Annotated in this window: 20 protein-coding genes; 12 read left to right on the plus strand and 8 right to left on the minus strand. The window is 73.0% G+C overall.

Annotated elements, in window-relative coordinates:
• Positions 1 to 21: 21 nt before the first annotated feature.
• From FHS29_RS00670 to FHS29_RS00695, 6 genes are read left to right on the plus strand one after another with little or no spacing between them, the layout of a single operon-like run.
• Positions 22 to 1,305: a prenyltransferase/squalene oxidase repeat-containing protein gene (locus FHS29_RS00670; protein WP_184687218.1), complete on the plus strand. Its 1,284-nt coding sequence runs from the start codon at positions 22 to 24 to the stop codon at positions 1,303 to 1,305.
• Positions 1,302 to 1,739 (plus strand): SCO2322-related protein, encoded by a 438-nt coding sequence (locus tag FHS29_RS00675; RefSeq protein WP_184687220.1) that lies wholly within the window; start codon positions 1,302 to 1,304, stop codon positions 1,737 to 1,739. The genes FHS29_RS00670 and FHS29_RS00675 overlap by 4 nt, the downstream gene beginning before the upstream one ends.
• A complete protein-coding gene (locus FHS29_RS00680) occupies positions 1,736 to 2,542 on the plus strand; it encodes a hypothetical protein (RefSeq protein WP_184687222.1) in 807 nt (268 codons plus the stop codon). The genes FHS29_RS00675 and FHS29_RS00680 overlap by 4 nt, the downstream gene beginning before the upstream one ends.
• Positions 2,539 to 3,603: a CbiQ family ECF transporter T component gene (locus tag FHS29_RS00685; protein ID WP_184687224.1), complete on the plus strand. Its 1,065-nt coding sequence runs from the start codon at positions 2,539 to 2,541 to the stop codon at positions 3,601 to 3,603. The genes FHS29_RS00680 and FHS29_RS00685 overlap by 4 nt, the downstream gene beginning before the upstream one ends.
• On the plus strand, positions 3,600 to 5,285 hold the full coding sequence (locus tag FHS29_RS00690; protein WP_184687226.1) for an ABC transporter ATP-binding protein: 1,686 nt from the start codon (positions 3,600 to 3,602) through the stop codon (positions 5,283 to 5,285). The genes FHS29_RS00685 and FHS29_RS00690 overlap by 4 nt, the downstream gene beginning before the upstream one ends.
• Positions 5,282 to 6,172: an ECF transporter S component gene (locus FHS29_RS00695; protein ID WP_184687228.1), complete on the plus strand. Its 891-nt coding sequence runs from the start codon at positions 5,282 to 5,284 to the stop codon at positions 6,170 to 6,172. Before FHS29_RS00690 ends, FHS29_RS00695 begins: the two co-directional genes overlap by 4 nt.
• Before the next feature lie 659 nt (positions 6,173 to 6,831).
• Here the strand turns inward: FHS29_RS00695 and FHS29_RS00700 are convergent.
• On the minus strand, positions 6,832 to 8,013 hold the full coding sequence (locus FHS29_RS00700; protein ID WP_246439748.1) for a sugar efflux transporter: 1,182 nt from the start codon (positions 8,011 to 8,013) through the stop codon (positions 6,832 to 6,834).
• Between the two features lie 117 nt (positions 8,014 to 8,130).
• Here FHS29_RS00700 and FHS29_RS00705 point away from each other — a divergent pair, with 117 nt between their 5' ends.
• Positions 8,131 to 8,322: a hypothetical protein gene (locus FHS29_RS00705; protein ID WP_184687231.1), complete on the plus strand. Its 192-nt coding sequence runs from the start codon at positions 8,131 to 8,133 to the stop codon at positions 8,320 to 8,322.
• Positions 8,323 to 8,402: 80 nt separating this feature from the next.
• Here FHS29_RS00705 and FHS29_RS00710 read toward each other — a convergent pair whose 3' ends face one another.
• The 4 genes from FHS29_RS00710 to FHS29_RS00725 all read right to left on the minus strand — a co-directional run bounded on the left by FHS29_RS00710 (position 8,403) and on the right by FHS29_RS00725 (position 13,965).
• Positions 8,403 to 10,013 carry a methyltransferase gene (locus tag FHS29_RS00710; RefSeq protein ID WP_184687233.1) on the minus strand — a complete coding sequence of 537 codons (1,611 nt, stop codon included), beginning with the start codon at positions 10,011 to 10,013 and terminating at the stop codon, positions 8,403 to 8,405.
• 78 nt (positions 10,014 to 10,091) lie between these two features.
• Positions 10,092 to 11,492 (minus strand): acyl-CoA reductase, encoded by a 1,401-nt coding sequence (locus FHS29_RS00715; RefSeq protein ID WP_184687234.1) that lies wholly within the window; start codon positions 11,490 to 11,492, stop codon positions 10,092 to 10,094.
• A 2-nt stretch (positions 11,493 to 11,494) separates the two neighbouring features.
• Positions 11,495 to 12,559 (minus strand): LuxE/PaaK family acyltransferase, encoded by a 1,065-nt coding sequence (locus tag FHS29_RS00720; RefSeq protein ID WP_184687236.1) that lies wholly within the window; start codon positions 12,557 to 12,559, stop codon positions 11,495 to 11,497.
• Between the two features lie 404 nt (positions 12,560 to 12,963).
• Positions 12,964 to 13,965: a serine/threonine protein phosphatase gene (locus FHS29_RS00725; RefSeq protein WP_246439749.1), complete on the minus strand. Its 1,002-nt coding sequence runs from the start codon at positions 13,963 to 13,965 to the stop codon at positions 12,964 to 12,966.
• 208 nt (positions 13,966 to 14,173) lie between these two features.
• On the opposite strand from FHS29_RS00725, the gene FHS29_RS00730 reads away from it, so the two are divergent.
• Complete coding sequence (locus FHS29_RS00730) at positions 14,174 to 15,124, plus strand: ATP-binding cassette domain-containing protein (protein ID WP_184687239.1); 951 nt, start codon at positions 14,174 to 14,176, stop codon at positions 15,122 to 15,124.
• The gene (locus tag FHS29_RS00735; RefSeq protein ID WP_184687240.1) at positions 15,121 to 15,927 is read left to right on the plus strand and encodes an ABC transporter permease; all 807 of its coding nucleotides are present in this window, start codon (positions 15,121 to 15,123) and stop codon (positions 15,925 to 15,927) included. The genes FHS29_RS00730 and FHS29_RS00735 overlap by 4 nt, the downstream gene beginning before the upstream one ends.
• 75 nt (positions 15,928 to 16,002) lie before the next feature.
• Here FHS29_RS00735 and FHS29_RS00740 read toward each other — a convergent pair whose 3' ends face one another.
• Positions 16,003 to 19,110: an AfsR/SARP family transcriptional regulator gene (locus FHS29_RS00740; protein ID WP_184687242.1), complete on the minus strand. Its 3,108-nt coding sequence runs from the start codon at positions 19,108 to 19,110 to the stop codon at positions 16,003 to 16,005.
• Positions 19,111 to 19,620: 510 nt separating this feature from the next.
• On the opposite strand from FHS29_RS00740, the gene FHS29_RS36485 reads away from it, so the two are divergent.
• Complete coding sequence (locus tag FHS29_RS36485; RefSeq protein WP_246439750.1) at positions 19,621 to 21,534, plus strand: cyclic nucleotide-binding domain-containing protein; 1,914 nt, start codon at positions 19,621 to 19,623, stop codon at positions 21,532 to 21,534.
• Between the two features lie 72 nt (positions 21,535 to 21,606).
• Here FHS29_RS36485 and FHS29_RS36195 read toward each other — a convergent pair whose 3' ends face one another.
• Positions 21,607 to 23,172, minus strand: coding sequence for a hypothetical protein (locus tag FHS29_RS36195; protein ID WP_221455250.1), 1,566 nt, complete (start codon positions 23,170 to 23,172; stop codon positions 21,607 to 21,609).
• Positions 23,173 to 23,192: 20 nt separating this feature from the next.
• On the minus strand, positions 23,193 to 24,554 hold the full coding sequence (locus FHS29_RS00755; RefSeq protein ID WP_184687244.1) for a cytochrome P450: 1,362 nt from the start codon (positions 24,552 to 24,554) through the stop codon (positions 23,193 to 23,195).
• 300 nt (positions 24,555 to 24,854) lie between these two features.
• On the opposite strand from FHS29_RS00755, the gene FHS29_RS00760 reads away from it, so the two are divergent.
• Both FHS29_RS00760 and FHS29_RS00765 read left to right on the plus strand, forming a co-directional pair.
• Positions 24,855 to 26,039, plus strand: a complete 1,185-nt coding sequence (locus FHS29_RS00760) for an MFS transporter (protein WP_184687245.1) — start codon at positions 24,855 to 24,857, stop codon at positions 26,037 to 26,039.
• Between the two features lie 110 nt (positions 26,040 to 26,149).
• The gene (locus tag FHS29_RS00765) at positions 26,150 to 26,575 is read left to right on the plus strand and encodes an Hsp20/alpha crystallin family protein (RefSeq protein ID WP_184687247.1); all 426 of its coding nucleotides are present in this window, start codon (positions 26,150 to 26,152) and stop codon (positions 26,573 to 26,575) included.
• Positions 26,576 to 26,591 lie beyond the last annotated feature (16 nt).

Consider the following 26,591-nt stretch of genomic DNA (forward strand, 5'->3'; position numbering starts at 1 on the left):
TGCGCCCGGAAAGGCCGAGCCATGCCGTTGAGACGGACCGCCGCCGTGGTCGCCGTCGCCCTGTCCGCTCTCGCCGCCTCCGCCGTCCTGGCCGTGCCCGGCCACGCCGGGCCGGTCACCGCGCGGCCCGCCGAGGCGGCCGCCGGGTGGCTGGCCCGGCAACTGGTCGACGGCGAGCGGTTCGAGACCGTGATCGACCCGGACACCTTTCCCGACCAGGGGCTGACCATCGACGCGCTGCTCGCGTTCGACGCGGCCGGGGTCGCGCAGGACAACGCGGCCAAGGCGCTGGCGTGGCTGGCGCAACCGGAGGTGATCGGCAGCTACGTCACCGACGAGGAAGGCTCGCAGTACGCGGGCTCCTACGCCAAGCTGGCGCTCGCCGTGCTCGCGCAGAGCGAGGACCCCACGGCGTTCGGCGGGGTGGACCTGATCGCCGGGCTGACCGCGTTGCAGGCCCCGTCCGGCCGGTTCACCGACAAGACCTCCTACCCGAGCGACCTCACCAACAACTTCTCCCAGTCCATCGCGGTGATCGCGCTGGAGCGGCACGGCAGCGCGCCGCGGGCCGCGGTGGACTTCCTGGCGGGCAGCGCCTGTCCGGACGGCGGGTTCCCGTTGAAGTTCGCCCAGCCCACCTGCACCTCGCAGGTCGACGCCACGGCGATGGCGGTGCAGGCGCTGCTCGCGGCGGACCGCCCGGCCGTCGCCGCGAAGGGCGTGGCCTGGCTGGCCGACCACCAGCTCGCCGACGGCGGGTTCCCGGACAACGGCCTGCCCGGCGACCAGGGCACCACGAGCAACGCCAACAGCACCGGGCTGGCCGCGCAGGCGCTGCGGGTGGGCGGGCGCGGCGACGTCGCCGACACGGCCGTGGCGTACCTGACGAAACTCCAGGTGGGCTGTTCGCACGGCCCGACGACCGGCGCGATCGCCTACGACGCCAAGGGTTTCAACGCCGGCAACGCCACCCGCGCCACGGCTCAGGCGATCCTCGGTCTGGTGGGGGTGAGCCTGGCCGAGGTCTCCTCGGCGGGCGACCGGCCCGCCGCGCCCGTGCTCGACTGCCCCACCACCACTACCACCACGACGACGACCACGGCGACCACGGAGCCGTCCACCTCGGACACCACCACCACGACGACAGCCGCCGGTGTCGTCGTCTCCGGTGCCGGCGACCTGGCCCGCACCGGCGTCCCGGTCGGCCCGGCGCTGTGGATCGGCACGCTGCTGTTGGTGGCCGGCGCGCTCGCGATCGCACTGGGACACAAGCGAACCACGACGGTGAAGGAGAAGCAGCGATGATCCGCAGGCTCTTGTCGACGCTGGCCGTGCTGGCCGCCACGGGTGCCGCGCTGGTGGCGGTCTCCCCCGCCGCGCAGGCCGCGGCGTGCCCGGGCACCAGCGGGGTGACCGTGGTGGTCGACTTCACCGCCTTGGGCGGCACGGTGCAGACGGCGTGCGCGCCGGGGGATCCGGCCACCGGGTTGGCTGCGCTGACCGGCGCCGGTTTCAGCTACGGCTTCCTGCCGCGCCAACCCGGGTTCGTGTGCCGGATCAACGCCCTGCCCAACCCGTGCAACGGTGCCCCGGTGACGGCCTACTGGTCCTACTGGCACGCCCAGCCGGGCGGCACCTGGTCCTACAGCACCTCCGGCGCGGCCGGCTACGACCCCGCACCGGGCAGCGTCGAAGGCTGGGCGTTCGGCGCAGGTCAGGCCCCCGCCACCGCGCCGTGAGGCGGCGTATCCCGCTGATCGCGGCCGGTCTGCTGCTGGCGGGCACCCCGGTGCCCGCCGCGGCGGCGGCCGACTGCGCGGGCGTCACGGTGGTGGTGGACTTCGGGGCACTGGGCGGCGGGATCCGGACCGGCTGCGCGGCCGGTGACCCCGGCAGCGGCCTGGCCGCGTTGACCGGCGCGGGGTTCGGCTACAAGTCGGCACAGCGGTTCGCGGGGTTCGTCTGCCGCATCGACGAACAGCCCGCGAGCGACCCGTGCGTCAACGCCTCGCCCTCCGGCGCCTACTGGTCCTACTGGCACGCCGGACCGGGCGGGTCGTGGGCGTACAGCGACATCGGTGCGGCCGGCCACGACCCGGCCCCCGGCAGCGTCGAGGGCTGGGCGTTCGGGGCGGGCGGGCAACCCGGCGTCGCGCCACCGGCACCCGCTCCGGCGAACCCCGAACCCACCCGCACCCCGCCGCAACAACCACAACAACCAGGGCAACCGGGGCAACCTGGACAGCGAGTCCAGCCCGGTCGGACCGCGCCGGCCCAGCCCGGACAGACCGGCGAACCGACACAGACCGGCGCACCGGCCACGACCACGACCACCCCACCGGCCACGACCACGACGGTGGCGTCGACCACCGGCGAGTCGTCGGCCACCCCCACGACGCCGGGCGTCACACCGTTGGCCGCCGACCAGCGGCCGGATCCGTCCGGCGGCACGACCGGGCTGCTGGCCGGCATCGCGGCCATCGCCGCACTGGGCGGGCTGGGCTGGTGGACGGTGCGCAGGCGCCGCCAGGCCGGGTCGTGAACCGGGCACTGCACCCCGGCGCGTGGTGGCTGTGGGCACTGGGGTTGGCCGCCGTCGGCAGCCGCACCACCAACCCGCTGATGCTCGGCCTGGTGATCGCGATCGCCGGGTTCGTCGCCGTCACGTGCCGCCAGGACACCCCGTGGGCGAGTTCCTACGGGGTGTTCCTCAAGTTCGGGCTCGTCGTGATCGGCATCCGGGTGGCGTTCCACGTCCTGCTCGGCGGCATCGGCGGACCGACCGTGCTGTTCGCCCTGCCCGAGGTGCCGCTGCCGGACTGGGCACGCGGCATCCGGCTGGGCGGACCCGTCACCGCCGAAGGCCTGGTCTTCGCGCTGTACCAAGGACTCCAGCTCGCCACCCTGCTGTGCTGCGTGGGCGCGGCCAACGCCCTGGCCAACGCCAAGCGACTGCTGCGGTCGCTGCCCGCCGCCCTGTACGAGGTGAGCGTGGCGGTCGTGGTCGCCATGACCGTCGCACCACAACTGGTGGCGGGCGCCCGATCGGTGCGCCGGGCCCGGGCGCTGCGGGGCGAGGCGGTGCGCGGCATCCGCGCGGTCAAGGTGCTGATGGTGCCGGTGCTGGAAGACGCGTTCGAACGGTCCCTGGTGCTCGCGGCGGCGATGGACTCGCGCGGCTACGGCCGCAACGCCGGGCTGCCCACGTCCACCCGCCTGCTCACCGGGGCACTGGTGCTCGGCGGCCTGATCGGGCTGTGCGTCGGCGCCTACGGGCTGCTCGACGGCAGCGCGCCGACGGTCGCGGGCGTGCCGATGCTGGCGCTGGGCACGGTGCTCGCCGTCGCCGGACTCCGGACGGGGTCGCGGCGGGTGCGGCGCAGCCGGTACCGGCCCGACACGTGGGGCGCCCGCGAAGCCCTGGTCGTCGGGTCCGCCCTGGTCGCGGCACTCGCGACGGTCTTCTCCCCCGCCGGCCTGGGCGGATCCGCGCTCTCCCCCGCCACCGTGCCGCTGGAGCCGCCCCAACTGCCGCTGCTGCCCGCCCTCGGGCTGCTGTGCGCGCTGGCACCCGTGCTGACCCCCGAACGGAAGACACCGTGATCCGGTTCGAGAACGTCTCCGTCAGCTACCCGGACGCACCCGGCCCGACCCTGTCCGAGGTGGACCTGCACGTCCCGGAAGGCGAACTGTGCCTGGTCGTGGGCCGCACCGGATCGGGCAAGTCCACGCTGCTGCGCGCGGTCAACGGCCTCGTCCCGCACTTCACCGGCGGCACCCTCACCGGCCGGGTCCTAGTCGACGGCCGCGACACCCGCACCCACCCGCCGCGCGAACTGGCCGACGTGGTCGGCCTGGTCGCACAGGACCCGCAAGCCGGGTTCGTCACCGACTCCGTGGAGGACGAACTCGCCTACTCGATGGAATCACTGGGCCTGCCCAACCCGGTGATGCGCAAGCGCGTCGAAGAGACCCTGGACCTGCTCGGCCTCGCCGACCTGCGGCACCGCCCACTGGCCACGCTCTCCGGCGGACAGCAACAACGGGTCGCGGTCGGCGCGGCCCTCACCGCCCACCCACGCGTGCTCGTGCTGGACGAGCCCACCTCCGCCCTCGACCCCGGCGCGGCGGAGGACGTGCTGGCCGCACTGCACCGACTGGTGCACGACCTGGCCATGACCGTGCTCATCGCCGAACACCGACTCGAACGCGTCGCCCAGTACGCCGACCGCGTGGTGTGGCTGCCCGGCGACGCCAAGCCCGTCGCCGGCGACCCCGGCGAAGTGCTCGCCGGCGCCCCGGTCGCACCACCCGTGGTCCGGCTGGGACAACTCGCCGGCTGGCGACCGATCCCGGTGTCCATCCGCGACGCCCGCCGCCTCGCCGGACCACTGCGCGAACAACTCGGCCCACCACCCACCGACCACCCGGCACGCCACACCGCGACCCCGTCACCGGCCGGACACCGGACACGCAACGGCCGCACCGCCCCACCAGCCGACACCCACACCGGACCCGACAACGGCACACCACTGTTGCGCGCCGAAGACCTGAAGGTCCGGTACGGCACCGTGGAAGCCGTGCGCGGCATCGACCTGAGCGTCGGCGAAGGCGAACGAGTCGCCGTGATGGGCCGCAACGGATCAGGCAAATCCAGCCTGCTGTGGGCCTTGCAGGGCACCGGCAAACGCTCCGCCGGCACCGTGTCCGTCAACGGCACCGACCCCGCCGACCTCAAACCCGGCCCACGTCGCCGCCGCATCGGCCTCGTCCCACAACAACCCGCCGACCTGCTCTACCTGCACACCGTCGCCGCCGAATGCGCCCAGGCCGACCGCGAATCCGACCAACCCCGCGGCACCTGCCGGGCAGCACTCGACCGCCTCACACCGGACATCCCCGACCGGCAACACCCACGCGACCTCTCCGAAGGACAACGCCTCGCCCTCGCCCTCGCCGTGGCACTCACCCCCCGACCACGCGTCATCCTGCTCGACGAACCCACCCGGGGCCTGGACTACCCGGCCAAGACCCGCCTCGCCGAAGCCCTCCACACCCTCGCCGACGAAGGCCACGCCATCATCCTCGCCACCCATGACGTCGAATTCGTCGCCGAATACGCCACCCGCGTGATCGTGCTCGCCGAAGGCGAAACCGTCGCCGACGGCCCCACCGGCGAAGTCGTCACCGCCTCACCGACGTTCTCCCCGCAGACCGCCAAAGTCCTCGCACCCCTGCCCTGGCTCACCGTCACCGACGTCGCGACCGCCCTCGCCACCCGATGACCGCCCCCGTCCGCCTCCGACCACGCGCCACCGCCGCCCTGGTGATCTCCGGCGCGATCGGCATCGCCGCGTTCGGCTGGCCACTGCTGCTCACCCCCGACGCGGGCCTGGCCCACGGCACCGACGCCCCCTGGATCTTCGCCCTGCTCCTGCCACTGGTCCTGGCCGTGGTCCTGGCCGAGATCAGCGAAGGCGGCATGGACTCCAAAGCCGTCGCCATGCTCGGCGTGCTGTCCGCACTCGGCGCGGCGATCCGGCCACTGGGCGCCGGCACCGCCGGCATCGAGACCGTGTTCTTCGTCCTGGTCCTCGGCGGCCGGGTGTTCGGGCCCGGCTTCGGGTTCGTGCTCGGCAACACCATGCTGTTCACCTCCGCCCTGCTCACCGGCGGCATCGGACCCTGGCTGCCCTACCAGATGCTCGGCGCCGCCTGGGTCGCCCTGGGCGCCGGCCTGCTGCCACCCCTGCGAGGACGGGCGGAACCGGTCCTGCTCGCCGCCTACAGCGCGGCGGCATCCCTGGTCTACGGCCTGCTGCTCAACCTGTCGTTCTGGCCGTTCGCCCTGGGCGCCGGCAGCACCGGCCTGTCCTTCCAACCCGGCGGACCCGTCGTGGACAACCTGGTCCGACTGCTGGCCTTCAGCCTCGCCACCTCCCTGGGCTGGGACATCGGCCGCGCCGTCACCACCACCGTCCTGGTGCTGATCACCGGCCCCGTGCTGCTGCGCACCCTGCGCCGCGCCGCCCGCAAAGCCGCCTTCGACTACGACCGCGGCAGACGGGCGGCCACCTCCGCCAACGCGTCCAACACCTCCGCGCCCACCACCCCGGACACCGACTCCGCCTCGGCGATCGTGATCGTCGACCCGTCCCGGTCCGAGCCGTAGTTGCGGCCGGTGAACGCGACGTCCGCCAACTCCAGCGCGGCACCGCCCAACGGGCGCACGTCACCGCTGCCGTGCTCGTCGATCAGGCCCTTGAACCCCACCGCGTCACCCCGACTCGCGAACCCCACCCACACCACGGAGATCACCGCCGAGTTCCCGGCCCCGTCCCCCACCGCGAACAGCATCCGGTCCATCGACGCACACCGGTTGACCCGGAAGTACTCCTGCACCCGCCCGAACGACGACACCACGCACTCCGCCCGCTGCCTCGCCGTCTGCCGCAACCCCCGCATCCCGAACTTCTGCCACGCCCCCTCCGCGTCACCCCGCTTCGCCGCCTTCTGGCCCTCGGCCTTGCGCACGGACACGCTCTGACCACCCGCACCGCCACCGCCGCCCGCGCCACCGAGCCCGCCCGCGCCACCGGCGTTGACCGCGGTCAACGCGACCACCCCCGCCAACACCAACGTGCCCGCCGCACCACCGCCCTTGCCCTTGCTGCTGCCACCACCCGCGCCGCCGATCCGACGCCCACCAGACCCCGCCATCCCAGCCCCTCCCCATGAAGGGACAGGTGTAGCAACCCCGGCCCGCGACTTCTCCCTGATACAGCGGACTACCGGCAACGCGTCCGAACAGACCGCCCCGACCTGCCGGGATCAACGACGACGCGCCGCCACCAGCAGCACCAGACCCACCACCGACATGACAAGACCGATCCCGAACGCGCTGCGATAGCCGAACACCTGCGACAACGCCAACAACGGCCCGGCCAGCATCGCGCTGATCTTCGCCGTGTTCGTGAACAGCGTCGTCGCATACCCCGGACGATCCGGAACCAGGTCCTGGAAGTACGAGATACCCACCCCCATCACCGCCGCGATGACCACCGCGTGCAACGCCTGCGCCACCGCCACCTGCCACGTCGCCTGCGTCACCAACATCACCGCGTAGTACGCCAACGCCACCGCGCCACCCGCCAACACCAGCAGCCGCTGGTTGATCCGGATCGCCAGCGCCCCGAACCCCACCATCAACGGGATCTCCAACGCCGCGCACAAACCAAGGACCAACCCCGCATCACCCGTCGTGCCGTGCAGCACATCGGTCACGTACAGCGGCATCGCCAGCACGCTCACCGCCGTCGCACCCTGCAACAACACGAACGCGCACGCCGCCAACACGATCTCCCGCCGCGGCCCCGACCGGTCCGCCGCACCGTGCGTCGACTCTCCCCCGCCCAACTCCGGCAGCAACACGAACGTCACCGCCGCACCCACCAGGTACACCGCCGCCGACACCAGGAACAGACCGGTGAACCCGCTGAAATCGATCAGCAGGGCCGCCACCGGCGGACCCGCGACCCACGACACCGACACCATCATCCGCAGCGTGCTGATCGCCAACGGCGCCCGCGCCGAACCCGTGCGCTCCAACGACTGCCGCGCGTACGCGAACATCTGCGGCATCACCGACGACGCCACCGCCGCCAACGTCAACGACACCACCAGCAACAGCCAGTAGTTCCGCAACACCGCGAACAGGCCGAACGACACCCCTCCCGCCAACGCCCCGAACACCATCAGGTTGCGCCGCACCGCGCGCGCGTCGGACAGCCGGCCGATCACCGTGCTGGTGACCAACGCGGCCAACGCACTGGTCAGCAGGAACGCGCCGACCGCGAACGGACCGGCGTTCAGCTCCTTGATCAGGAACAGCGACATGAACGGACCGGCCAGGGCGTAACCCACACCGGTCAACAGGCTCACCGTCAGCAACGGCAGGAATGGCCGGGAACGGGACGGGACAGCGGTTTCGCTCGTGACAGCCACGCCCGCCATACTCCACAGCCACCCCGGCCACGGCGAAACCGATTTCCAGTACCCGGACGTGAGAGCCGACACAAGACCCGGGACCGGCCTCGTTTGGGACTTCGCCGCAGCGGGTAAGGCCCGAACGTGGACCATCAAGACGACAACAGGAACGCCGAGAACGAGCTGGACCCGCTAGCGGTCAAGCGGCACATCCGCCTGGTGATCGCCCGCCTCCGTGAACGCCTCACCACCGCGCGCAACCACGGCCTCATCGAATCCATGCGCGGTGACAGCCCGTTCTCCTCGCGTGATCAGCACCCTTCTCCGGGCCAGTGACCGGACGCTCGACGCATCGGCGGCATCGGCGGCAAGTGATGATTTTTAGTCAGCACTGAAGTAATTGAGAGAATAAAAGGTCAGCGGACGGCGGTGGCCACCAGCACCGCCATGTCCAGCGGCAGCGGGCGGATCACGGTGAGTTCGAACCCGTTGGCGCACAACAGGTTCCGGTACTCCCCCGCGGTGCGCTCCCGCCCGTGCACGTTGTTCACCATCATGTGCACGTCCCACGCCAGCGGCAGCTGTTCCAGGTGGTGCTCCGCGATCGGCCGCTCCACCAGGACCAACGTCGCGCCCGGCGCAGCCGCCGCCCGGATGTTGCCCAGGATCGCCGCGCAACGGCCGTCGTCCCAGTCGTGCAGGATCCGCGACAGCAGGTACACCGCTCCCCCGGCGGGCACTGGATCGTGGAAGAAGTCGCCCGGCACCAGGTCGACCCGGCCGCCGCACCCGTGGTCCCCCAGCACGGCCCGCGCCGATTCCATCACGTGCGGCCGGTCGAACAACACGCCGCGCAGACCCGGCGCGGACCGCAGCACGAACGCGAGCAGGTGCCCGTCCCCGCCCGCCACGTCCACCACCGTGCCCTCCGACGGCAGGTCCAACGCCCCCGGCACGATCTTGAGGAAGCTGGTGCCCGACGCCATCGCGCTCTCGAACAGCCGCGCGTCGTCCGGGTGCTCGGCGAAGTGGTCGAACGGATCCGCACCGAACACCCGGGTGAACGCCGACTCCCCCGTCCGCACGGTGTGCTCCAAGGCCCCGAACGACCGGTAGAACAGCCCGCCGTACAGCCGGGCGAGGTCGCGCTGCGAGCCCTCGACGTCGCTGCGCAGCATCGCGCCCAGCTCCGTCGACGACCACGAGTCACCGTCGAACGCGAACACCCCGAGGCTCGCCAGGAACCGCAGCACCCGCCGCAGGTTGTCCGTCCGCGCACCGGTCCGCGCGGCCAGCTCGGCGGTCGACTTCGGCCCGTCCGCCAACAGGTCCGCGACACCGAGTTCGGCGACCGCGGCCAGCGACCGCGTCCGCCATGCCCCGCTCATCAGGTGCAGCATGTCCCGCTTCACCTGATCCGGACGGCCGAGATGCCGCAGCAGCAACGGCTCCCGCTGCCCCGGCACGGTCAGCTCCATCCGCCGCGGACCCCGGAAGTGCAGGACCGTCACGTCCGCGTGCTTGTCGTAGCCGCCACCGTCCGCCGTCAGGCCCGCGTCCACCAGCGACTCGTAGATGCCGCGCAGCACCACGTCGTCGTCGCTGGTGGCACGGAACCCCAGGCGCGACTCGTCCTCCTGCCCCGGCACGTCGGGAAGACCGCCGCACAGCACGGACAACTCCAGCCGGCGTGGCCCGCCCCCGACCACGCCGTGCACGACCCGCACGTCCACGTCGTCCCGGTTCAGCCGGCGCGCCAGTCGGTCGCGCACCACGACGTTCGGCACCGGGTCGCCTGGGGCCACGCCCAGCCGCACCAGATCCGCCCCGACCCCGTCCGCGGAATCCGCCGCGAGGAGCAGGGCGCTGTGCACGAAATCCAAGTGGCGCGCCAGATCGGTGTCCGGCAGGACCGCGTCCAAGGCGTCCTGGGTGTCGGTCGCGCGGATGAACGCGATGGCGTCCGCGACACGGCGGAGGTCCTTCTCCCGCAGCGTGAAGCGCGCGCCGGAGGTCCATGAGGACACGGCTGTCCCTTTCCCGAGTGGATGACCGGACCGGCCCCCGCCCGGATCGGGCGGGGGCCCATGGGAGATCGGCCGCGGTCAGCCCATGACGCCTTCCCGGTGCGCGGGGCGCTGATCAGGCCGGTGGTCCACGTCGCACCAGCGCACCAGTCCCGCGATCCGGGGTTGGCCGTCGTGCCGCCATTGCATGCTCGCCCGGCTCATCGCGCCGGGCTCGGCGACCCGGCTGACGCCGACTCGGGCCAGTTCCCCCGCCACCCGCCAGAACTCGTCGCCCACGGCGCCCAGGCCCACGTTCTGCAAGTGCTCGGCGTACGGGCGCATCGCGTCCACCGCGGCGTCCAGGTCGGGCACGGCGACGATCCGCGAGACGCGGTTGCCCGCGCCGCTGAGCGGCAGCAGCACGTCGTCCAACACGACCGTCCACTCCAGACCGCCGGGTGCCGCCCACACCTCGCTGCCGACCGAGCTCGCCGCCCGCCACTCGGCGACCAGCCTGCGATGCTGCAACACGGTCGCGTCGTGGTTCCCGGGTGTCCCGGGTGGACAGTCGGCGGCAGCCCGGCGCATCGCGTCGGCCACGTGCTCGGCGACCGCGCGGGCGTGCTCGGCCACCACCAGGTAGACCTGCGGCGACAGGCAGGCGTGCTGGTCGAAGTCGCTGCAGTCGGCGGCGATCCGGCGCGCCACCTCCGCCGGGCCGTGCAGTCGGAAGTACGCGTCGCTGATGACGCCGAACGACAGCTTGTGGCCGTGTTCCTCGTAGACCTGGTGCGGGGCGACCTTCGCCCGGATCGCCGCGCACGCCTGGTCGCTGCCGTACGCGATGACGGCGTCGGCCTGCTCCAGCGCGGCGGACATGGTGGCGTCGTCGTCCCGGTCCCAGTAGGTCGCCACCACCGCGTCGGCCAGCCGTGGCTCCACGTCGTGCAGCGTGCGCAGGAACGCGGCGGTGAAGCCGGGCTCCTTCGCCGGGATCTTCGCGATGACGCTCGACTTCACCATCAGCGCCCGCACCAGCGAGCGGGCGGGCAGTCCGGGGACGTTGCCGGAGAACACCGCCAGCACGGTCCGGGGACCGATCGCCATGGTGTCGCCGCGGAAGCCGTCGAGCACCTCCGGGTCACCCAGTTCCCGTTCCAGGGCGGCGATCAGGGACGCCGTGCGCAGGGTGCCCACTTCGGCGTCCAGCGCGCGGTCCACCGTTTCCGACGACATCCCGGTGACCCTGGTGGCGGCGTCGACGGCCGCCCGGCGTTCCGGGAAGTCGCGTTTGGCCCACCGCTCGGCCGCCACGTCGATCGCCGCCACGATGCGCCGCACCGGCAGTTCGCGCAGTCGTCCGTGCGCCCGGCGCAGTCCTTCACCGGTGCCGGTCCAGTCGGTCGGCCGCAGGCCGCGCCACTCGTGCGCGCCGGAGGACAAGGTGAAGGACTCGGTCGCGGTGTCGCACCACTGCGGGATCCAGGACACGCTCATCGTCACCGACCTCCGGTCATCTCGTCCAGCGACAGCGAGCAGCCCCGGCTGGTGCTGCCCGCGATCCGGCCGGCGATCGCCACGCCGTCACCGGTCGCGATGCCGACGTCGCCGGTCAGCAGCACGTGCGGGCGGTCCAGCAGGGACAGGTCGGTGATCTCCAGCAGGCCCTGCCCTTCGGTGACGAACTCGCGGGTGCGCGGGTCGCGGACGCGGGGACCGCCGAACAACCGGTACGCCTTGGGCCGTTCGCCGAGCGGGCCGACCGGGACGTCCGCGGCGTCGTAGTGCTGGTTGGCCAGCTCGGTCATGCCGAAGATGTTGCCGAACTCCTCGATGCCGAACACCCGCCTGACGGCCGCCCGCAGGTCGTCCACGCCCATGACCCGCGACCTGCCCTTGAAGCCGCCGCCGTCGAACATGCGCGAACCGGGCGGCAGCTCCCAGCTGCGCCCCTCGGCTTCGAGGCGGTCGCAGATGTTGACGAACGCGAAGCTCGCACCGACCAGAACCACCGGCAGTCCTCCGGCGACGGCCGCGTCCAGGGTCTTCGCCAGCAGTTCGTAGTCGACGCCGTCCGCACCGATCACCGAGGTGCTCAACGCCGGATCGCCGCAGCTCTCCTGGATGCGGGCCATGTCGAACGCGATCGCCATGTCCGGCGCGGCTTCCTCCGTGGGCGCGAACCGGACGACGACCGGTTTGTCCGCGTCGGGGATGAGACTGCGGCGGGCGTTCGCCTTGACCGCCAGGCCTTTCAGCTCCAGGCCCAGCCTGGTGTAGCGGACGGTGCCCCGGACCGAGCCGGTCGTGCCGCTCGTGCGGAACACCCGCACCGCGGGCTCGTCGGGGAACAGGTGCGGCCCGCCGTCCTTGTAGGCCGCGTCCGGCACCCCCACCCCGGCGCCGACCTGCTTCCAGTACCGCGCCACGTCGGGCGCGTTGGCCGCGGCCAGTTCGACGAGTTGCTCGCGGATGGACTCGGGATCGCCGACCTGGTCGGTCACGAGCAGTGCCATCTCCTCGAACAGCCGTCCGATGTGCGGATCGTGGTGGGCAACGGTCATCGACTGCCTCCATGCGGTCGAGAGCATCCCGACAACGAGTCGGGCGGAAGTGGTGACACATCCCCAGATGGGTGCTGCGATGCACCCTGGTGTCCATCCCGGCCGGGCAGCGACTCCGGCACGCTAGCAACGCGGCCCCAAAGCCAACAAGCGACGTCCCCTGAACGCACTACCCCTCAGTTTGCGGATAACAGGCAGTAGCGGCTTGTCTCGCTTCGTCACAGAGAGCAGTGTTATGACCCGGTCACCGATGACCTGCTGCGACGCTTGCGGGAAATGGCATGTCAGCACCGAATTCGTCGCGGTGAGGTCGAATTACCGCGGCGATCGCGTGTGATAGCCCTCTTGGAGCCCGTTATGCCGCCGAACGCGCGGGGAGGGCCGATGTGGACTGTCCACATGCCTTACAAAGCCGGATACTCCGCACGCACATCGCCACCGAACAGCTTCCAGTAGAAACCGTTCATCCGCGCGGCGGCAGGCGCGTGCCGGATCAGGATCTCGGCCACGGCCGGCGGCACGCCGTCCGGCAGGTCACCGCCGGCGCACCGGAGTACGCATTCGTTCCGGGCGACGGGAGGTTCACCGGCCGGCACCACCACCCCGCACACCTCGGTCACCAGCCAGTTGACCAGTCGCATGGCGGCGTAGCCGGCGTCGTGCGTGGCGTTGCGCCGGACGAAGTCGCGCTCGTCGGTCGACAGGTCGAAAGCCGGTGAGGTGGCCAACCCGAAGTCGGTGAGGTAGATCCGCTCGCCCTCGGTGCGCATGTTGCCGAAGTGCCCGTCCATGTGCAGCAACTCCCGGCCACGCAGGAAGGCCACGGTCTCCGAAAGCTGCCGCTCGACCGCGGCGGCCTTGCCGGTCGGGTCCTCGGCCAGCCACTCGGCCATCGGGTGCGGGATGTACTCGCAGAACAGCACCAGGCTGCGCGATGCGGTGGCCAGCGCTTCGAGGCGGGCGCGCACGGCCGGGCTGCCGTCCAGCACGGCGACCACCGCGTCGATGTCGGCGTGCTCGGCTGCGACGGGCGGTCGGTCGGGCACGACCCGCCAGTGGAACAGCAGTGGGAACGACTCCGTCTCGCCGGCCAGCACCGCGTCGGTGACGACCACGTTCGCGGCCAGCTCGCGCCACGCGCCGAATCCGGGTCCGGCGATGCCGTACTGGCAGAACGTCGGCAGGTCGAACAGGTTCGCGGTGGAACCGGGACGGGCGAACTCCCGGTCGGTCAGCGGGATGCGCTTGACGAACACCGCCACGCCTTCGACGTCGAGCACCGCCGAACCGCCGCCGACGCCCACACCGCCGGCCCGCCCGGTGTCGACGAGCGCGGCGAGTCGGACGTCGGTGAGCGAGGCGAAGAAGGCGGAGAGTCTCTCGTGGCGCGCACGCCGGGGAGGCATCATCCCACGATCATCCCAGCGGCTGAACGTGCCTTCCGCGGTCGCGACGGTCCGCGCGGCGGGTGAGGTCCTCGACCGGCCGCCGCTCGGCGGTCGGGCGGGCCGTGGCAAAGCGCCGGCAACGGTGTGCCGACGCTGACATGCGCCTGCCCGGTCGCTGACATCCCGGACGTCGATGCTTCCCCACGAGAACGCCGAGGGAGGAACGATGAGCTATGCCTTCGAGGCCGAAGGCCTGGTCAAGCGGTACGGGAAGACGACCGCGCTGGCCGGTGTCGACCTGGCGGCGCGGACGGGCACGGTGCTGGGGGTGCTGGGGCCCAACGGCGCCGGCAAGACGACGGCGGTCCGGATCCTGGCGACGCTGCTGCGTCCCGACGAGGGCCGGGCCGCCGTGGGCGGGCTGGACGTGGTGAAGCACGCCGCCGAGGTGCGCGGGCTGATCGGCCTGACCGGGCAGTACGCGTCGGTGGACGAGGACCTCACCGGCACCCAGAACCTGGTGCTGATCGGCCGACTGCTGAACCTACGCACCGCCGACGCCAAGGCGCGGGCGGCCGAGCTGCTGGCCGACTTCGACCTGGTCGAGGCGGCCGGGCGGCCCGCCAAGACCTACTCGGGCGGTATGCGACGGCGACTGGACCTGGCCGCCAGCCTGGTGGGCCGGCCGGACGTGATCTACCTGGACGAGCCCACCACCGGGCTGGACCCGGCCAAGCGGGACGACATCTGGCACGTGGTGCGCACGCTGGTCGCCGACGGCGCGACCGTGCTGCTGACCACGCAGTACCTGGAGGAGGCCGACGCGCTGGCGGACGAGATCTCGGTGATCGACCACGGCCGGGTCATCGCGCACGGCACGCCCGCGTCGCTCAAGAGCGTGGTCGGCGGCCAGACGATCCTGGTCCGGCCCGCCGACCACGACCGGCTGTCCGACGCCGCCGCCGTGCTGGCGGCGGTGTCCGGGCACCAGCCGGAGTCACCGAGCCGGGGCGTGGTGACCGTGCCGGTGGACGGCGACACCGCGTTCACCGAGGTGGTGAAGCGGCTGGACGTGCTGGGGATCTCGGTGACCGAGCTGTCGCTGCGACTGCCCAGCCTGGACGAGGTGTTCTTCAGCCTCACCGGGCGGCACACCGGAACGGAGGAGGCGGCATGACGCTGATCGCGGAACGCACCGTGCCCGCACGGGCCGGGCACCGGCCGTTCGGGCTGGCCAGGCACAGCCTGGCGCTGGCCAGGCGGAGCCTGATCAAGACCGTGCGCACGCCCGAGCAGCTGCTCGACGTGACGCTCCAGCCGGTCATCTTCGTGGTGCTGTTCGTGTACCTGCTGGGCGGCGCGGTGGCCGGTTCGACGCACGACTACCTGCAACAGCTGCTGCCCGCGATCATGGTGCAGACCACCGTGTTCGGCGGCATGGCGACCGGCGTGAACCTCAACACCGACATCGGCAAGGGCGTGTTCGACCGGTTTCGCAGCCTGCCGATCGGGCGGTCCGCGCCGCTGATCGGTTCGGTGCTCGGCGACCTCATCCGGTACGTGGTGGCGGTGGTGTCGCTGCTGCTGTTCGGCACCCTGATGGGGTTCCGGGTGGAGACCGGGCTGCTGCCCGCGCTCGCCGCGTGCCTGCTGGTGATCCTGTTCGCGTTCTGCCTGAGCTGGGCGTTCGTGCTGGTGGGGATGCTGGCGCGGCAACCGGGCGCGGTGCAGGGCATCGGGTTCCTGGCGCTGTTCCCGCTGACCTTCGGCACCAGCATGATCGCGCCCGCCGAGACCCTGCCGTCGTGGCTGAGGTCGTGGGTGGAGGTCAACCCGGTCACGCACGTCATGAACGCGGCGCGGGGGCTGATGGTCGGCGGACCGGTGGCCGGTCCGGTGCTGTGGACGCTGCTGTGGTCGGCGCTGATCGTCGCGGTGTTCGCGCCGCTGGCGGTCCGGGCCTACCGCAGGCGGGCCTGAACGCGGCCCGCGGGTGGCCGCCGCCACCCGCGGGCCGACCGCCGACCCGGGGCGGGGCTCGGCGGGGTTCGCCGATCAGGACGCCAGAGGCGGGGCACCGGTCCGGCCGAGGCGGGCGAGGGTGATGGCGTCCTCGCGGTCGAGCGCCACCCCCGAGGCGTAGGCCAGGTCGTACGCCGCGTCGCCGATGTCGGCCCGCAGGCGTTCGGCCAGGCGCACGACCTCGGGGTTCAGCGCGTCCGGGGCCCCGCGCAGCCGCTCGGCCGCGCCCAGCAGCTTCGCGGCCCCGGTCGCGTCGTGTGCACCGGCCCTCAGCGCGGCGGCCGCCACCGCCACCTTCGCCATCACCGGCATGTCCTTGGACGACAGCGCCTGGTCACCGGCCTGCCGCACGAGGTCGGTCGCGGGATCGCCGCGGTCGATCGCCAGGTAGGCCTGGGCGCACAGCACCAGGGCGGTGAACTGCGGGATGACGAACGGCGCGTCCGCCAACGCCACGACCGCCGTCTCGTACTGCCGGGCCGCCTCCGCGAGGTCACCTTCGCGGCGGGCCAGGTCGCCGAGCAGCAGCCGGGCGAACGCCACCCCGCGCGCCGACCACGGCTGGGGTTTCGCCGCGGGCCGGGTCAGGTCCAGGCACTCCGCTCTCGCGCGGGCCACGTCGCCCTGCTGCACGCGGGCGGTGGCCAGCAGGATCCGCTCGTGCGCGGCGTCGTCCCCGGGGTCCAGCTCGCGCAGCAGCCGCACCGACTCCTCCAGCGCCTCCACCGCCCGGGCCGGGTCGCCGAACGCCAGGTGCGCCTCGGCCACCCCGGTCAACGCCTGGGACAGGCCGAACCGGTCCCCCACCTCCCGGAAGCCGGCGATGGCGACCAGGGTGTCCTCGCGCGAGCCGGCCATGTCGCCGATGTTCTCGCGCACCGCGCCGCGCACCATCCACAGCATCGCCCGCGCCCACGGGTCCGGGTGCGCCAGCCGGGCGTCGATGGCCTCCACCGCGCCCGCGGTCTCGTCCAGGAACAGGCCCACCATCGGCTCCAGCAGCACCAGCACCGGGTGCGTCGGCTCGGCGTGGGAGGCCAGTTCGCGCAGCCGCCCCGCGTGGTCGTCCAGGTTCTGGAAGCCGCCCGAGATCGCGTCGTTGACCAGCAGGAACGCCGAGACCACGTGCCGCGCGACGAGCGCGGACTCCCCCGGCACGCCGAGCGCCAGCCGGAACCAGCCGACGGACTCCGCCCGGTTGCCGCGCATGGTCCAGAACAGGCTCATCGCCGCCGCCAGCCGCACCGCGGTGTCCGCGTCCCCCCGGTCGGCGGCGAAGTGCAGGGCCGCCAGCAGGTTGTCGCGTTCGGCCTCCAACCGGGCGATCCAGGCCAGCTGCTCCCCGGAGCGCAGGTGCGGTTCGGCGGTCTCGGCCAGGTCCCGGTAGTACTCGGCGTGCTCGGCCCGTGCCGCGCCGATGCGCCCGCTCTCGCCCAGGCGCTCCAGGCCGTACTCGCGGATGGTCTCCAGCATCCGGTGGCGGTTCCCGTCGACGGCGTGCAGCAGCGACTTGTCGACCAGCGCGGTGAGCAGGTCGAACGCGTCCTCGCCGACCAGGTGCTCGGCGGCCTCCAGGTCGACGCCCGCCGGGAACACGGCGAGGCGTTCGGCGAAGTCCCGTTCGGCCTCGTCGAGCAGGTCCCAGCTCCACGCCACCACGGCGCGCAGCGTCTGGTGCCGCGGCAGCGCGGTCCGGCTGCCGCCGGTGAGCAGGCGGAACCGGTCGTCCAGGCGGGCGGCCAGCTGCTCGGGCGAGAGCGACCGCAGCCGGGCGGCGGCCAGTTCGATGGCCAGCGGCAGGCCGTCGAGCCGGCGGCAGATCTCGGCCAGCGCCGGGGCGTTGTCGTCGGTGACCGCGAAGTCGGGGCGCACGGCGGCGGCGCGTTCGGCCAGCAGCCGCACGGCGGTCGGGGCGTCCAGCGGCGGCACCGGCACGATCGCCTCGCCGAACACGCCCAGCGGCTCGCGGCTGGTGGCCAGCACGCGCAGCCCCGGGCACCGGCCCAGCAGCTCCTCGGCGAGCCGGGCGGCGGCGTCGACCAGGTGCTCGCAGTTGTCCAGCACGACCACGGACTCGGTGCGGGACAGCGTCTCCACCAGCCGGCCCACCGTGTCCAACTGCTCCAGCGGGCGGTCCACCGCGCGCTGCCCGCGCAGGCCCAGTGCGCCCAGCACGGCCGTCGGCACGTCCGCCGGGTCGGTCACCGGGGCCAGTTCGACCAGCCACGCGCCGGCCGGCAGGCGGGCGGCGGCGGTGGTGGCGAGCCGGGTCTTGCCCGCGCCGCCGGGGCCGACCAGGGTGACCAGCCGGTGCCGGGTGAGCAGCTCGTCTACCCGGTCCAGGTCGGCGGACCGGCCGACGAAGCTGGTCAGCGGCATCCGCAGGTTGCCCGCGCGGGGGCGGTCGGGCGGCTCGGCGCGCAGGATCTCCTGGTAGGTCTCGCGCAGTTCCGGTCCGGGGTCGGCGCCCAGCTCGTCGGCCAGCCGGCGGCGGACGTCCTCGTAGGCGGCGAGCGCCTCGGCCGGGCGGCCGGCCGCGAACAGCGCCCGCAGCAGCAGCGCCTGGAGCCGTTCGCGCAGCGGGTGGCGGGCGGCGAGGTCGGTGAGGTCGGCGACCAGGTGCTGGGCGGGCCCGCAGGCCAGGTCGGCCTCGGCGGTGTCCTCGAACGCGGCCAGCCGGGTCTCCTCCAGCCCGGCCACGTGGCCCACCGCGAACGGGACGCCCGCGACGTCGGCCAGTGCGGCGCCGCGCCACAGGTCCAGGGCTTCCCGGCCGAGCCGGCGCGCGGTCGCCGGATCACCGGAGGTGAGGGCACGTCGGGCGGCGCGGGCCAGCCGGTCGAACCGGTGCGCGTCCACCGCGTCCGGCGGCAGGTCCAGGCAGTAGCCGCTGTGCGCGGACCGGAGGGCGGTCGGGTCGGGCAGGGCGCGGCGCAGCCTGGACACCAGGGAGCGCACCGCACCCACCTCGTCGGCGGGCTTGTCCTCGGGCCACAGCGCGTCGGCGAGCTCCTCCACGGTGACCACGCGCCCGGCGCCCAGCGCGAGCCGGATCAGCAGGGCCCGCACCCGCGTGCCGCCGATCTCCACCGCCACGCCGTCGGCGGTCACCGCCAGCGGTCCCAACACCTCCACCCGCATGGCCCAACTGTGTCACGGCCGCCCGGCTCGACCCGCCGGGGGCGCCGGGCGCGGGCGTCCGGGCAGCAATGCGGCCGACATCGTGAACACATCCCACAATGCCCGAGTAGCTTTCAGTAACACCGCTGATCGCCACCCGATCGAGCGGCTTCACTTCACGCACAGTGACCAAAACGCTGAAATGATTCGTCTTTCGTCGGACCGGATCCGCGCGGTGTCGGCAGGTGGCGCCTCCGGCGCCCGGAGCAGGCAGGAGCACTCGAATGCGGGCCGTAGCATTCGACGTGACCAATGAAATCCACCGCGACCGACTATAAGTCGGGCTCATGATCCGCAGTAGTGCGGCTTCCGGACGAACGTCCGACCATTCTGGCCGTAACGATGTCACCAGTCGGGCTAACGAAGCGTCATAGCGCACGATATCCGCGCTATGGGGACCGATTCCACACCGGCAGTACGAGTCGACCCCCATACCCCCGACGCAAACCACCCAGCCACCTGGAGTGCCGGATGAACAGCCGAGTGGTCGAGCTCGAATCCGTCCTGTCGCGACCCGCTCCGGACCGGAGGGAGGCGCGGCACCTGGCGATCGAACTCGCCGACACGCTCGACACCACCACGGCCCGGCGGCACGTCGACCGCATCCTGCGCTGTGTCGCCGCGCTGACCCGGATCGGTTCCGCCGACGCCGGGGAGGAACTGCTGGACGCGATGCTCGACCTGATCGAACCGGGCAGCGAGGAGGCGGCCAAGGTGCGCGACCAGCGGGCCCTGGTCGCGGTCGCCCAGGGCCGGACCGACCTGGTCGGCAGGCACATCGCCGGCCCGTGGACCGGAACGCCCTCCGGCGCGATGGCCACCACGCGGATCCTCCCCGAGGGCGGCAGGTGGTCGGGTGACGGCAGCACGCTCACCCTGGCCGCCGCGATCGGGGTGGGCGTCGCCCGCGCCCGGTCGGAGCGGATGCCCGCCGCGGTCGGCGACCACGTCCCCGCCGCGCCCGAACTACTCGCCGACCCCACCGCCGACCCGGACGCGCTCGAAGTCGACCTCCACCGCAGCACCGCCCTGGTCGGTGCCGACCACCCGCGCACCCTCGCCGTGCTGATCAGCCTCCGCTCGGCGCGCTTCCAGATCGCCCGCGACCAGGGCGGCACGGAGCTGGTGGGCGAGGCGCTGGCCGACCTGCGGGAGGCCACCGACCGCGCGGTCGCCGCACTGGGACCGCACCACCCGCAGTCCCTCGTCGCCCAGTCCAACCTGGCCTCGGCCGAGTTCGAACTGGCCCGCGTGCGGCGGTCCGCCGCACAGGCGCAGCTCGTGCTGCCCCGCCTGCGCGGCGCGGCCGACCTCGCGGTGGCCAAGCTCGGACCGGACCACCCGCACGCCCTGGTCGCCCAGTCCAACCTGGCCGCCGCCGAACTGGAGGTGGCCAGGCTGGAGGGCGCGCACGCACAGGCCCGGCGCGCCCTGGACACCGTGCGCACCGCCGCCGGCCGGGCCGGCTCCCTGCACGGTCCCGCCCACCCGGCGGCCCGGCTGCTCGCCCGCCAGCTGCGGGTCTGCGAGGCGCACGCGGGCGAGTTCGGTGCCCGGCGCGCCCTGGAGGACGTGCACGTGCCGGTGGAGGAGGCGGCCCGCCTGCTCGCCCGCTCCGGCCCGGCGATCCCGCTCACCCGCAACGCGGTGCCCCGCCAGTTCCCGGTCCGGACGACCACGTCGACCGGCGCCCACCTGGCGACCGACCCCCAGTGGCCCGACGAGAGCCTGCTCGGGCGGCTGCGCGACCACACCCGGCAGGAGCTGCTGACCGTCGGCACGGTGGTCCGCTACGCCGCCGACCGCGAGCTGATCGAACAGGACGCGCACGACACGCACGCGTTCCTGCTGCTCGACGGCGTGGTCAAGGTGCAGGTCACGGACGAGGCCGGGGACACCGCCGTGCTCGCCATCCGGGTGGCGGGCGATTTGGTCGGCGAGATGGCCGCGCTGGACCACAAGCCCCGCTCGGCGACCGTCGTGACCTGCGGCGACGTCGTGGCGAAGCTGATCACCAGCGCGGAGCTGACGGCGTTCCTGCACCGCCGCAACGACATGTTCGTCGAGCTGATCAGCGTGATCGACGACCAGCTGCGCTGGGCGAACAAGCGCCGCCGCGACTTCCTCTCGCACACCGCCGCCGAACGGGTGGCGCGGGTGCTGGCCGAACTGGTCGGCTCCTACGGCCGCGAGGAACGCGGCGGGTGGACGCTGGGGATCCCGCTGACCAAGGTCGAGCTGGCGTCGATGGCCGGCATGAAGCCGCGCACGGCGGAGAAGGCGTTCAGCGACCTGCGCAAGGCCGGTGTGGTGGTCAGCCACTACCGGCGGGACGTGCTGGTGCCCGACCTGGACCACCTGCGCAGGTTCGCCCGGTTGACCTGACCCCACCCGGGCCCGGCCGTGCGCGACCCCGTGGATCCGGTGACGGCCTCCCGCACCGGATCCACCCGGGCCCTAGGTGCGCACCAGCCCCGGCACCGGCCCGAAGGTCAGGCACATGTGCAGCGGGTGCACGCCCCAGGTGTCCATCGCGTACATGGCGAGGATGCCGCCGGTCACGATCGACTCCGGCGTGGCGGGGCCGCTCAGCGACTGCCTGCCTTCCCACAGCGGGAGGTCGGCGGGCGGTGCGGGCGCGGTCTGCACGACGGACAGCTTCTCCCCCTCGTAGTCCTGCACCACGAGCATGACGAACGGCTCCTGGAGCTCACCGTCGTGCTTGCCCGGCTCGACCGTCACGCACTCACCGCGCTCGGCCGCCGCCGCACTGGCCTGACCGACCCAGCGGAACGCCTCCAGCAGGGTGTCCTCGTTCAGGCCCGCACTCGCCTCCTGACCGCTCACCCGCGTCAACCCGGCGACACCGGCCGCGATGCCGCCGTCGTCCGAGCGGTAGCGGTTGAGCAGGACGATGCCGGAGGAGGACTCGTCGAGCGCCACCAGGTCCCGGAACCTGTTCTCCGCCAACGGGGTGCGGGCCAGCGCCCCGCGGCCGAGCGTGGCCAGGACCTCGGCCGGGTCGTTCATCCGCCAGAACGTGCACTCCTCGCCGATCCAGAGCGGCAGGTAACCGCCGATCGGGATGCCGGGGACGACCGTGGTGATGGTGGAACCGACCGCCGGACCGGGTGGTGCCGGTGCGGGCGCGGGCGGTGCGGCATGGGTGGGCGGCGCGGCGTGCTGGGGTGATGCGGCGTGCTGGGGCGTTCCGGCGGGGCTTGGCGCCTGGTGCGCGGGCGGTGCGGCGTGCGCGGGTGGTGCGGCGTGCTGAGGTGGTGCGGCGTGCTGGGGCGCGGCGGCGTGGTTCGGCGCCTGGTGTGCGGGTTCGGCGGAGTCCGGCGCCTGGTGGGCGGGCGGGGCCTGGGTGGGCGCCGGTGCCGCCGGCGGCGCTTGAGGTGCGGCTTGCGGGCCGGGCGGTGGTCCTTGCGGGGCCGGGCCGGGGAACGGCGGCAGGGTGGCGAACCTCGGGTCCACGGTCGCGGTGCGGATCACGTGGTGGGCCCAGGCGCGGACCCTGGTCAGCGGGTGGTCGGCGAACTCCGGGTCGTAGCGCGGGTCGTCGCCCGCGTGGAACGGCAGCCGGCCCTTCAGGTGCGGTGCGTACGGGTGCGGCATCAGCCACTTGTCGAAGCCGATGCGGGCCACCAGCACGGCTTCCCGCACCCCGGTCATGCCGCGTTCCACCGCCTGCGTCTGCAACACCGCGCTGCAACCCGCGCGGGGCACGGTGAAAGACCCGACGAACACCTGACCGTTCTGCTGGTCGGGGATCGGCAGCTTCAGCACCTGGAACAGCGCGGGCACCCCGCCGAGCAGCAGGGTGTGCGCCTCGATGAGGCAGCCCGCCTCGCCGTAGATCACCGCCAGGTCGTGCCGGAGTCTGGGCAGGTCCTCCAACGGCGCGGGCAGGTCCGGCACCAGGTCGAAGTACTGGAGGTTGACCCGGTCGCCGGTGGCGGGGTTCAGCCAGGTGGTCGGGTCCTGCTGTTGGAGGCCGGTCGTGTCGAATGCGATGGGCACGCACTGACCCTATTGGTGCGCTACCCGGCTGTCCGACGGGTAGCGCGCATCCGGAGCCGGTGCGGCCGGATCACCGCGGACGCGGCGGGTCGGGGAGCCGGTTCGCGGGGCACGTGCGCCAACCGCCACCGGGCGGCGATCGACGCCAGTGCCAGGGTCGCTTCGACCAGGCTGAAACGGTCGCCGATGCACTTGCGGGCACCACCGGCGAACGGCAGGAACGCGATGCGCGGCGGCGCCGGTCGTCGCGCCGCGTCCCAGCGGTCCGGGTCGAACCGCTCCGGGTTCTCGTAGAGGTCGGCGCGGTGGTGGATGAGGTACGGGCTGTACACCACCACGGTGCCCGCCGGCAGGACGTGGTCGCCCAGCTCGGTGTCCGCGGTGACCTTGCGGGTCAGCAGCCAGGCCGGCGCGTACAGCCGCAGCGTCTCGGTGATGATCCGGCCGGTGAACGGCAGTCCGGGCAGGTCGTCGTAGGTCGCGATCCGCCCGCCCAGCACCGCGTCGACCTCGGCGTGCAGGCGGCGCTCCACGTCGGGGTGGCCGGCGACCAGGTGCAGCGCCCAGCTCAACGCCGTCGCCGTGGTCTCGCTGCCGGCCAGGTGGAAGGTCATCACCTGGTCGACGATCTCGTCGTCGGACAGCGTCCGGGCGTCGCCGGTGGACTCGCTGTCGCCGGCCGACAGCAGCGCGGAGAGCAGGTCCCCGCGGTCGCCGCCGACCGCGCGCCGGTCCGCGACGATCGCTCCGACGGTCTGCCGCATCCGGGCCCTCGCGCGCCGGAAGCGGCGGTTGCGCGGCAGCGGCACGCGGGTGAGCACGTCGGGCATGAACATGCGGGACAGGACGCCCTCGGCCAGGGCGTCCGCGTCCTGCTGCGACCGACGCACTTCGGCCGGCGTCAAGGTCCCGGAGAACATGGTGGCGGTCAGCACGTTCGTGGTGAGCACGGTCATCTGCGCGTACACGTCCAGGATGTCGCCGTCGCGCCACGCGTCGACCCGTTCGGTGATCTGCGCGGACATGGTCCGGGCGTACTCGGGCAACCGGCCGGGGTGGAACGCGGGCTGGAGCAGCCTGCGCTGCCGCCGGTGGTCGGCGTGGGGGCAGAACGCCAGGTTGTTGCCCACCACCTCGCGGGCGCGGTCGACGAACGGCCCGCCTTTGTCGAACGTCCTGTCGTCCACGAACACCCGGTGCGCGAGTTCCGCGTCGCACACCATGACCGCCTTCACCGGACCGAGCGCGATGCGCACCAGGTCGCCCTGCTCGGCCAGGGACGAGAGGAACCCGGCCGGGCCGCGCAGCACCGACAGGGCGTGGCCGACCAGCGGGAGCGCGCCACGGGCTACCGGGATCGGCGGTGCGACGGGGTGGCTCACGGGAACTCCTCGGCAGCGGCGGATGTCCGAGTCGTCCGTGCGGGCCCCCCGAAGCCGTCCCCCGACCCCACCGCCGGACCTCTCCGTCCAGGCTCGCACCGAAGCGCCCGCCGTCACGAGGCCCGTTGGGGTGCGCCCGCTACACGAAAGAGTGAACGCGCCTGCCGCCCCCGGGACGCGCCGGCTGTGAGGATCCGCACCCGGGCGAACGGAAACACCGCCGGTAGAATCGGTTCAGCATCTGTTCGATCGGTCGCGGTCGCTGTCGACACGGGACGTGTCCACAGGAGTGATCCCACGATGACGACAACCACCACCGCGTCCACCACCGGCCACCGGGGCGGCACCGCCGCGATGAGCGCACTGGCGCTGGGCGGGTTCGCCATCGGCACCACCGAGTTCGCCACCATGGGCCTGCTGCCGCAGATGGCGGACACGTTCGACGTCTCCATCCCCACCGCCGGCCACGCGATCAGCCTGTACGCGCTGGGCGTCGTGGTCGGTGCGCCGCTGATCGCCGGCCTCGCCGCGAAACTGCCCCGCAAAGGACTGCTGATCGGCCTGACCATCGCGCTGGCGGTGGGCAACGGGCTGTCCGCGATCGCGCCGAACGCGGGCCTGCTGGTGCTCGCCCGCTTCGTCGCCGGCCTGCCGCACGGGGCGTACTTCGGCATCGCCGCCGTGGTGGCCGCCGCGCTGGTGCCACCGGAGCGGCGCGGTACCGCGGTTTCCCGGATCATGGTCGGCTTGACGCTGGCCAACCTGGTCGGCGTGCCGGTCGTGACCGCCGCCGGGCAGCGGGTCGGGTGGCGGGCGGCGTACGTCGCGGTGGCCGTGATCGCGGTCGTGACGACGTTGGCGGTGGCCCGGTGGCTGCCGCACCTGCCCGCCGCGCGGGACGCGAGCGTGACCGCCGAGCTGCGCGCGTTCCGCCGGCCGCAGGTGTGGTTCGCGTTGGTCACCGGCATGATCGGGTTCGGCGGCATGTTCGCCGTCTACTCCTACATCTCGCCGCTCACCACCGAGGTCGCCGGACTGCCCGGCGGCGCGGTGCCGTGGGTGCTGGCCGTGTTCGGGCTGGGCATGACGATCGGCGCCGCGGTCGGCGGCCGGTTCGTGGACCGGTCGGTGATGGGCACCGTGTTCGGGGCGCTGGTCTCGGTGGCCGCCGTGCTGGCGGTGTTCGGGCTGACCGCGCGGTTCCCGGCGGCGGCGATCGGCTCGGTGTTCCTGCTCGGCTTCGCGTCCCAGATCCTCGCCTCGGCGCTCCAGGTGCGGTTGATGGACGCCTCCCCCGACGCGCCGTCGCTGGCGTCGTCGTCGAACCACTCGGCGCTCAACATCGCCAACGGCGCGGGTGCCTGGCTCGGCGGTCTGGCGATCACCGCCGGCTGGGGCTACCCCGCCACCGCCTGGGTCGGCGTCGCGCTGAGCCTGGCGGGCTTGGCGGTGGCCGGGCTGTCCGTGCTGGTCGCACGCCGCTGAAAAAATCTTCCCGCCATCGGGAACAGGAAAGTTGAGTCGCTCGTTGTCAAGGTCGAGCGGCGACGATGTCGCCCCACCCGACCTGATGGGAGTGGAAGGAGCCTGTGACGATGTTGATGCGCACCGACCCGTTCCGTGAGCTCGACCGGCTCACCCAGCAGTTCTTCGGCGCCAACGGGACCAGCACCCGGCCGGCCACCATGCCGATGGACGCGTACCGGAGCGGCGAGGAGTTCGTCGTGCAGTTCGACCTGCCCGGCGTGTCCGCGGAGTCCATCGACCTCGACGTGGAGCGCAACGTGCTGACCGTCCGGGCGGAGCGGCCCGGCAACGGCGACCGCGAGTACCAGGTCGCCGAGCGCCCGCGCGGCGTGTTCAGCAGGCAGCTGTTCCTGGGCGAGGCCCTGGACGCGGACCGGATCCGGGCGAGCTACGAGTCCGGGGTGCTGACCCTGCGCATCCCGGTCGCCGAGCGCGCGAAGCCGCGCAAGATCTCGATCAGCTCGGATCCGGAGGCCAAGCAGATCGACGCCTGACCGACCGGTGGTCCCG

It is taken from the genome of Saccharothrix tamanrassetensis (genome assembly GCF_014203665.1).
Classification (GTDB): Bacteria; Actinomycetota; Actinomycetes; order Mycobacteriales; family Pseudonocardiaceae; genus Actinosynnema; species Actinosynnema tamanrassetense.

What these genes read in the sequence shown, in the direction of transcription:
- FHS29_RS00675 (WP_184687220.1), top strand. Translation starts at nt 1,302, where the DNA reads ATGATCCGCAGGCTCTTGTCGACGCTGGCCGTGCTGGCCGCCACGGGT.
- FHS29_RS00740 (WP_184687242.1), bottom strand. Translation starts at nt 19,110, where the DNA reads ATGCGGGTGGAGGTGTTGGGACCGCTGGCGGTGACCGCCGACGGCGTG.
- FHS29_RS00700 (WP_246439748.1), bottom strand. Translation starts at nt 8,013, where the DNA reads ATGGCGGGCGTGGCTGTCACGAGCGAAACCGCTGTCCCGTCCCGTTCC.
- FHS29_RS00760 (WP_184687245.1), top strand. Translation starts at nt 24,855, where the DNA reads ATGACGACAACCACCACCGCGTCCACCACCGGCCACCGGGGCGGCACC.
- FHS29_RS00730 (WP_184687239.1), top strand. Translation starts at nt 14,174, where the DNA reads ATGAGCTATGCCTTCGAGGCCGAAGGCCTGGTCAAGCGGTACGGGAAG.
- FHS29_RS00695 (WP_184687228.1), top strand. Translation starts at nt 5,282, where the DNA reads ATGACCGCCCCCGTCCGCCTCCGACCACGCGCCACCGCCGCCCTGGTG.
- FHS29_RS36485 (WP_246439750.1), top strand. Translation starts at nt 19,621, where the DNA reads ATGAACAGCCGAGTGGTCGAGCTCGAATCCGTCCTGTCGCGACCCGCT.
- FHS29_RS00765 (WP_184687247.1), top strand. Translation starts at nt 26,150, where the DNA reads ATGTTGATGCGCACCGACCCGTTCCGTGAGCTCGACCGGCTCACCCAG.
- FHS29_RS00670 (WP_184687218.1), top strand. Translation starts at nt 22, where the DNA reads ATGCCGTTGAGACGGACCGCCGCCGTGGTCGCCGTCGCCCTGTCCGCT.
- FHS29_RS00720 (WP_184687236.1), bottom strand. Translation starts at nt 12,559, where the DNA reads ATGACCGTTGCCCACCACGATCCGCACATCGGACGGCTGTTCGAGGAG.
- FHS29_RS00715 (WP_184687234.1), bottom strand. Translation starts at nt 11,492, where the DNA reads ATGAGCGTGTCCTGGATCCCGCAGTGGTGCGACACCGCGACCGAGTCC.
- FHS29_RS00725 (WP_246439749.1), bottom strand. Translation starts at nt 13,965, where the DNA reads ATGCCTCCCCGGCGTGCGCGCCACGAGAGACTCTCCGCCTTCTTCGCC.
- FHS29_RS00735 (WP_184687240.1), top strand. Translation starts at nt 15,121, where the DNA reads ATGACGCTGATCGCGGAACGCACCGTGCCCGCACGGGCCGGGCACCGG.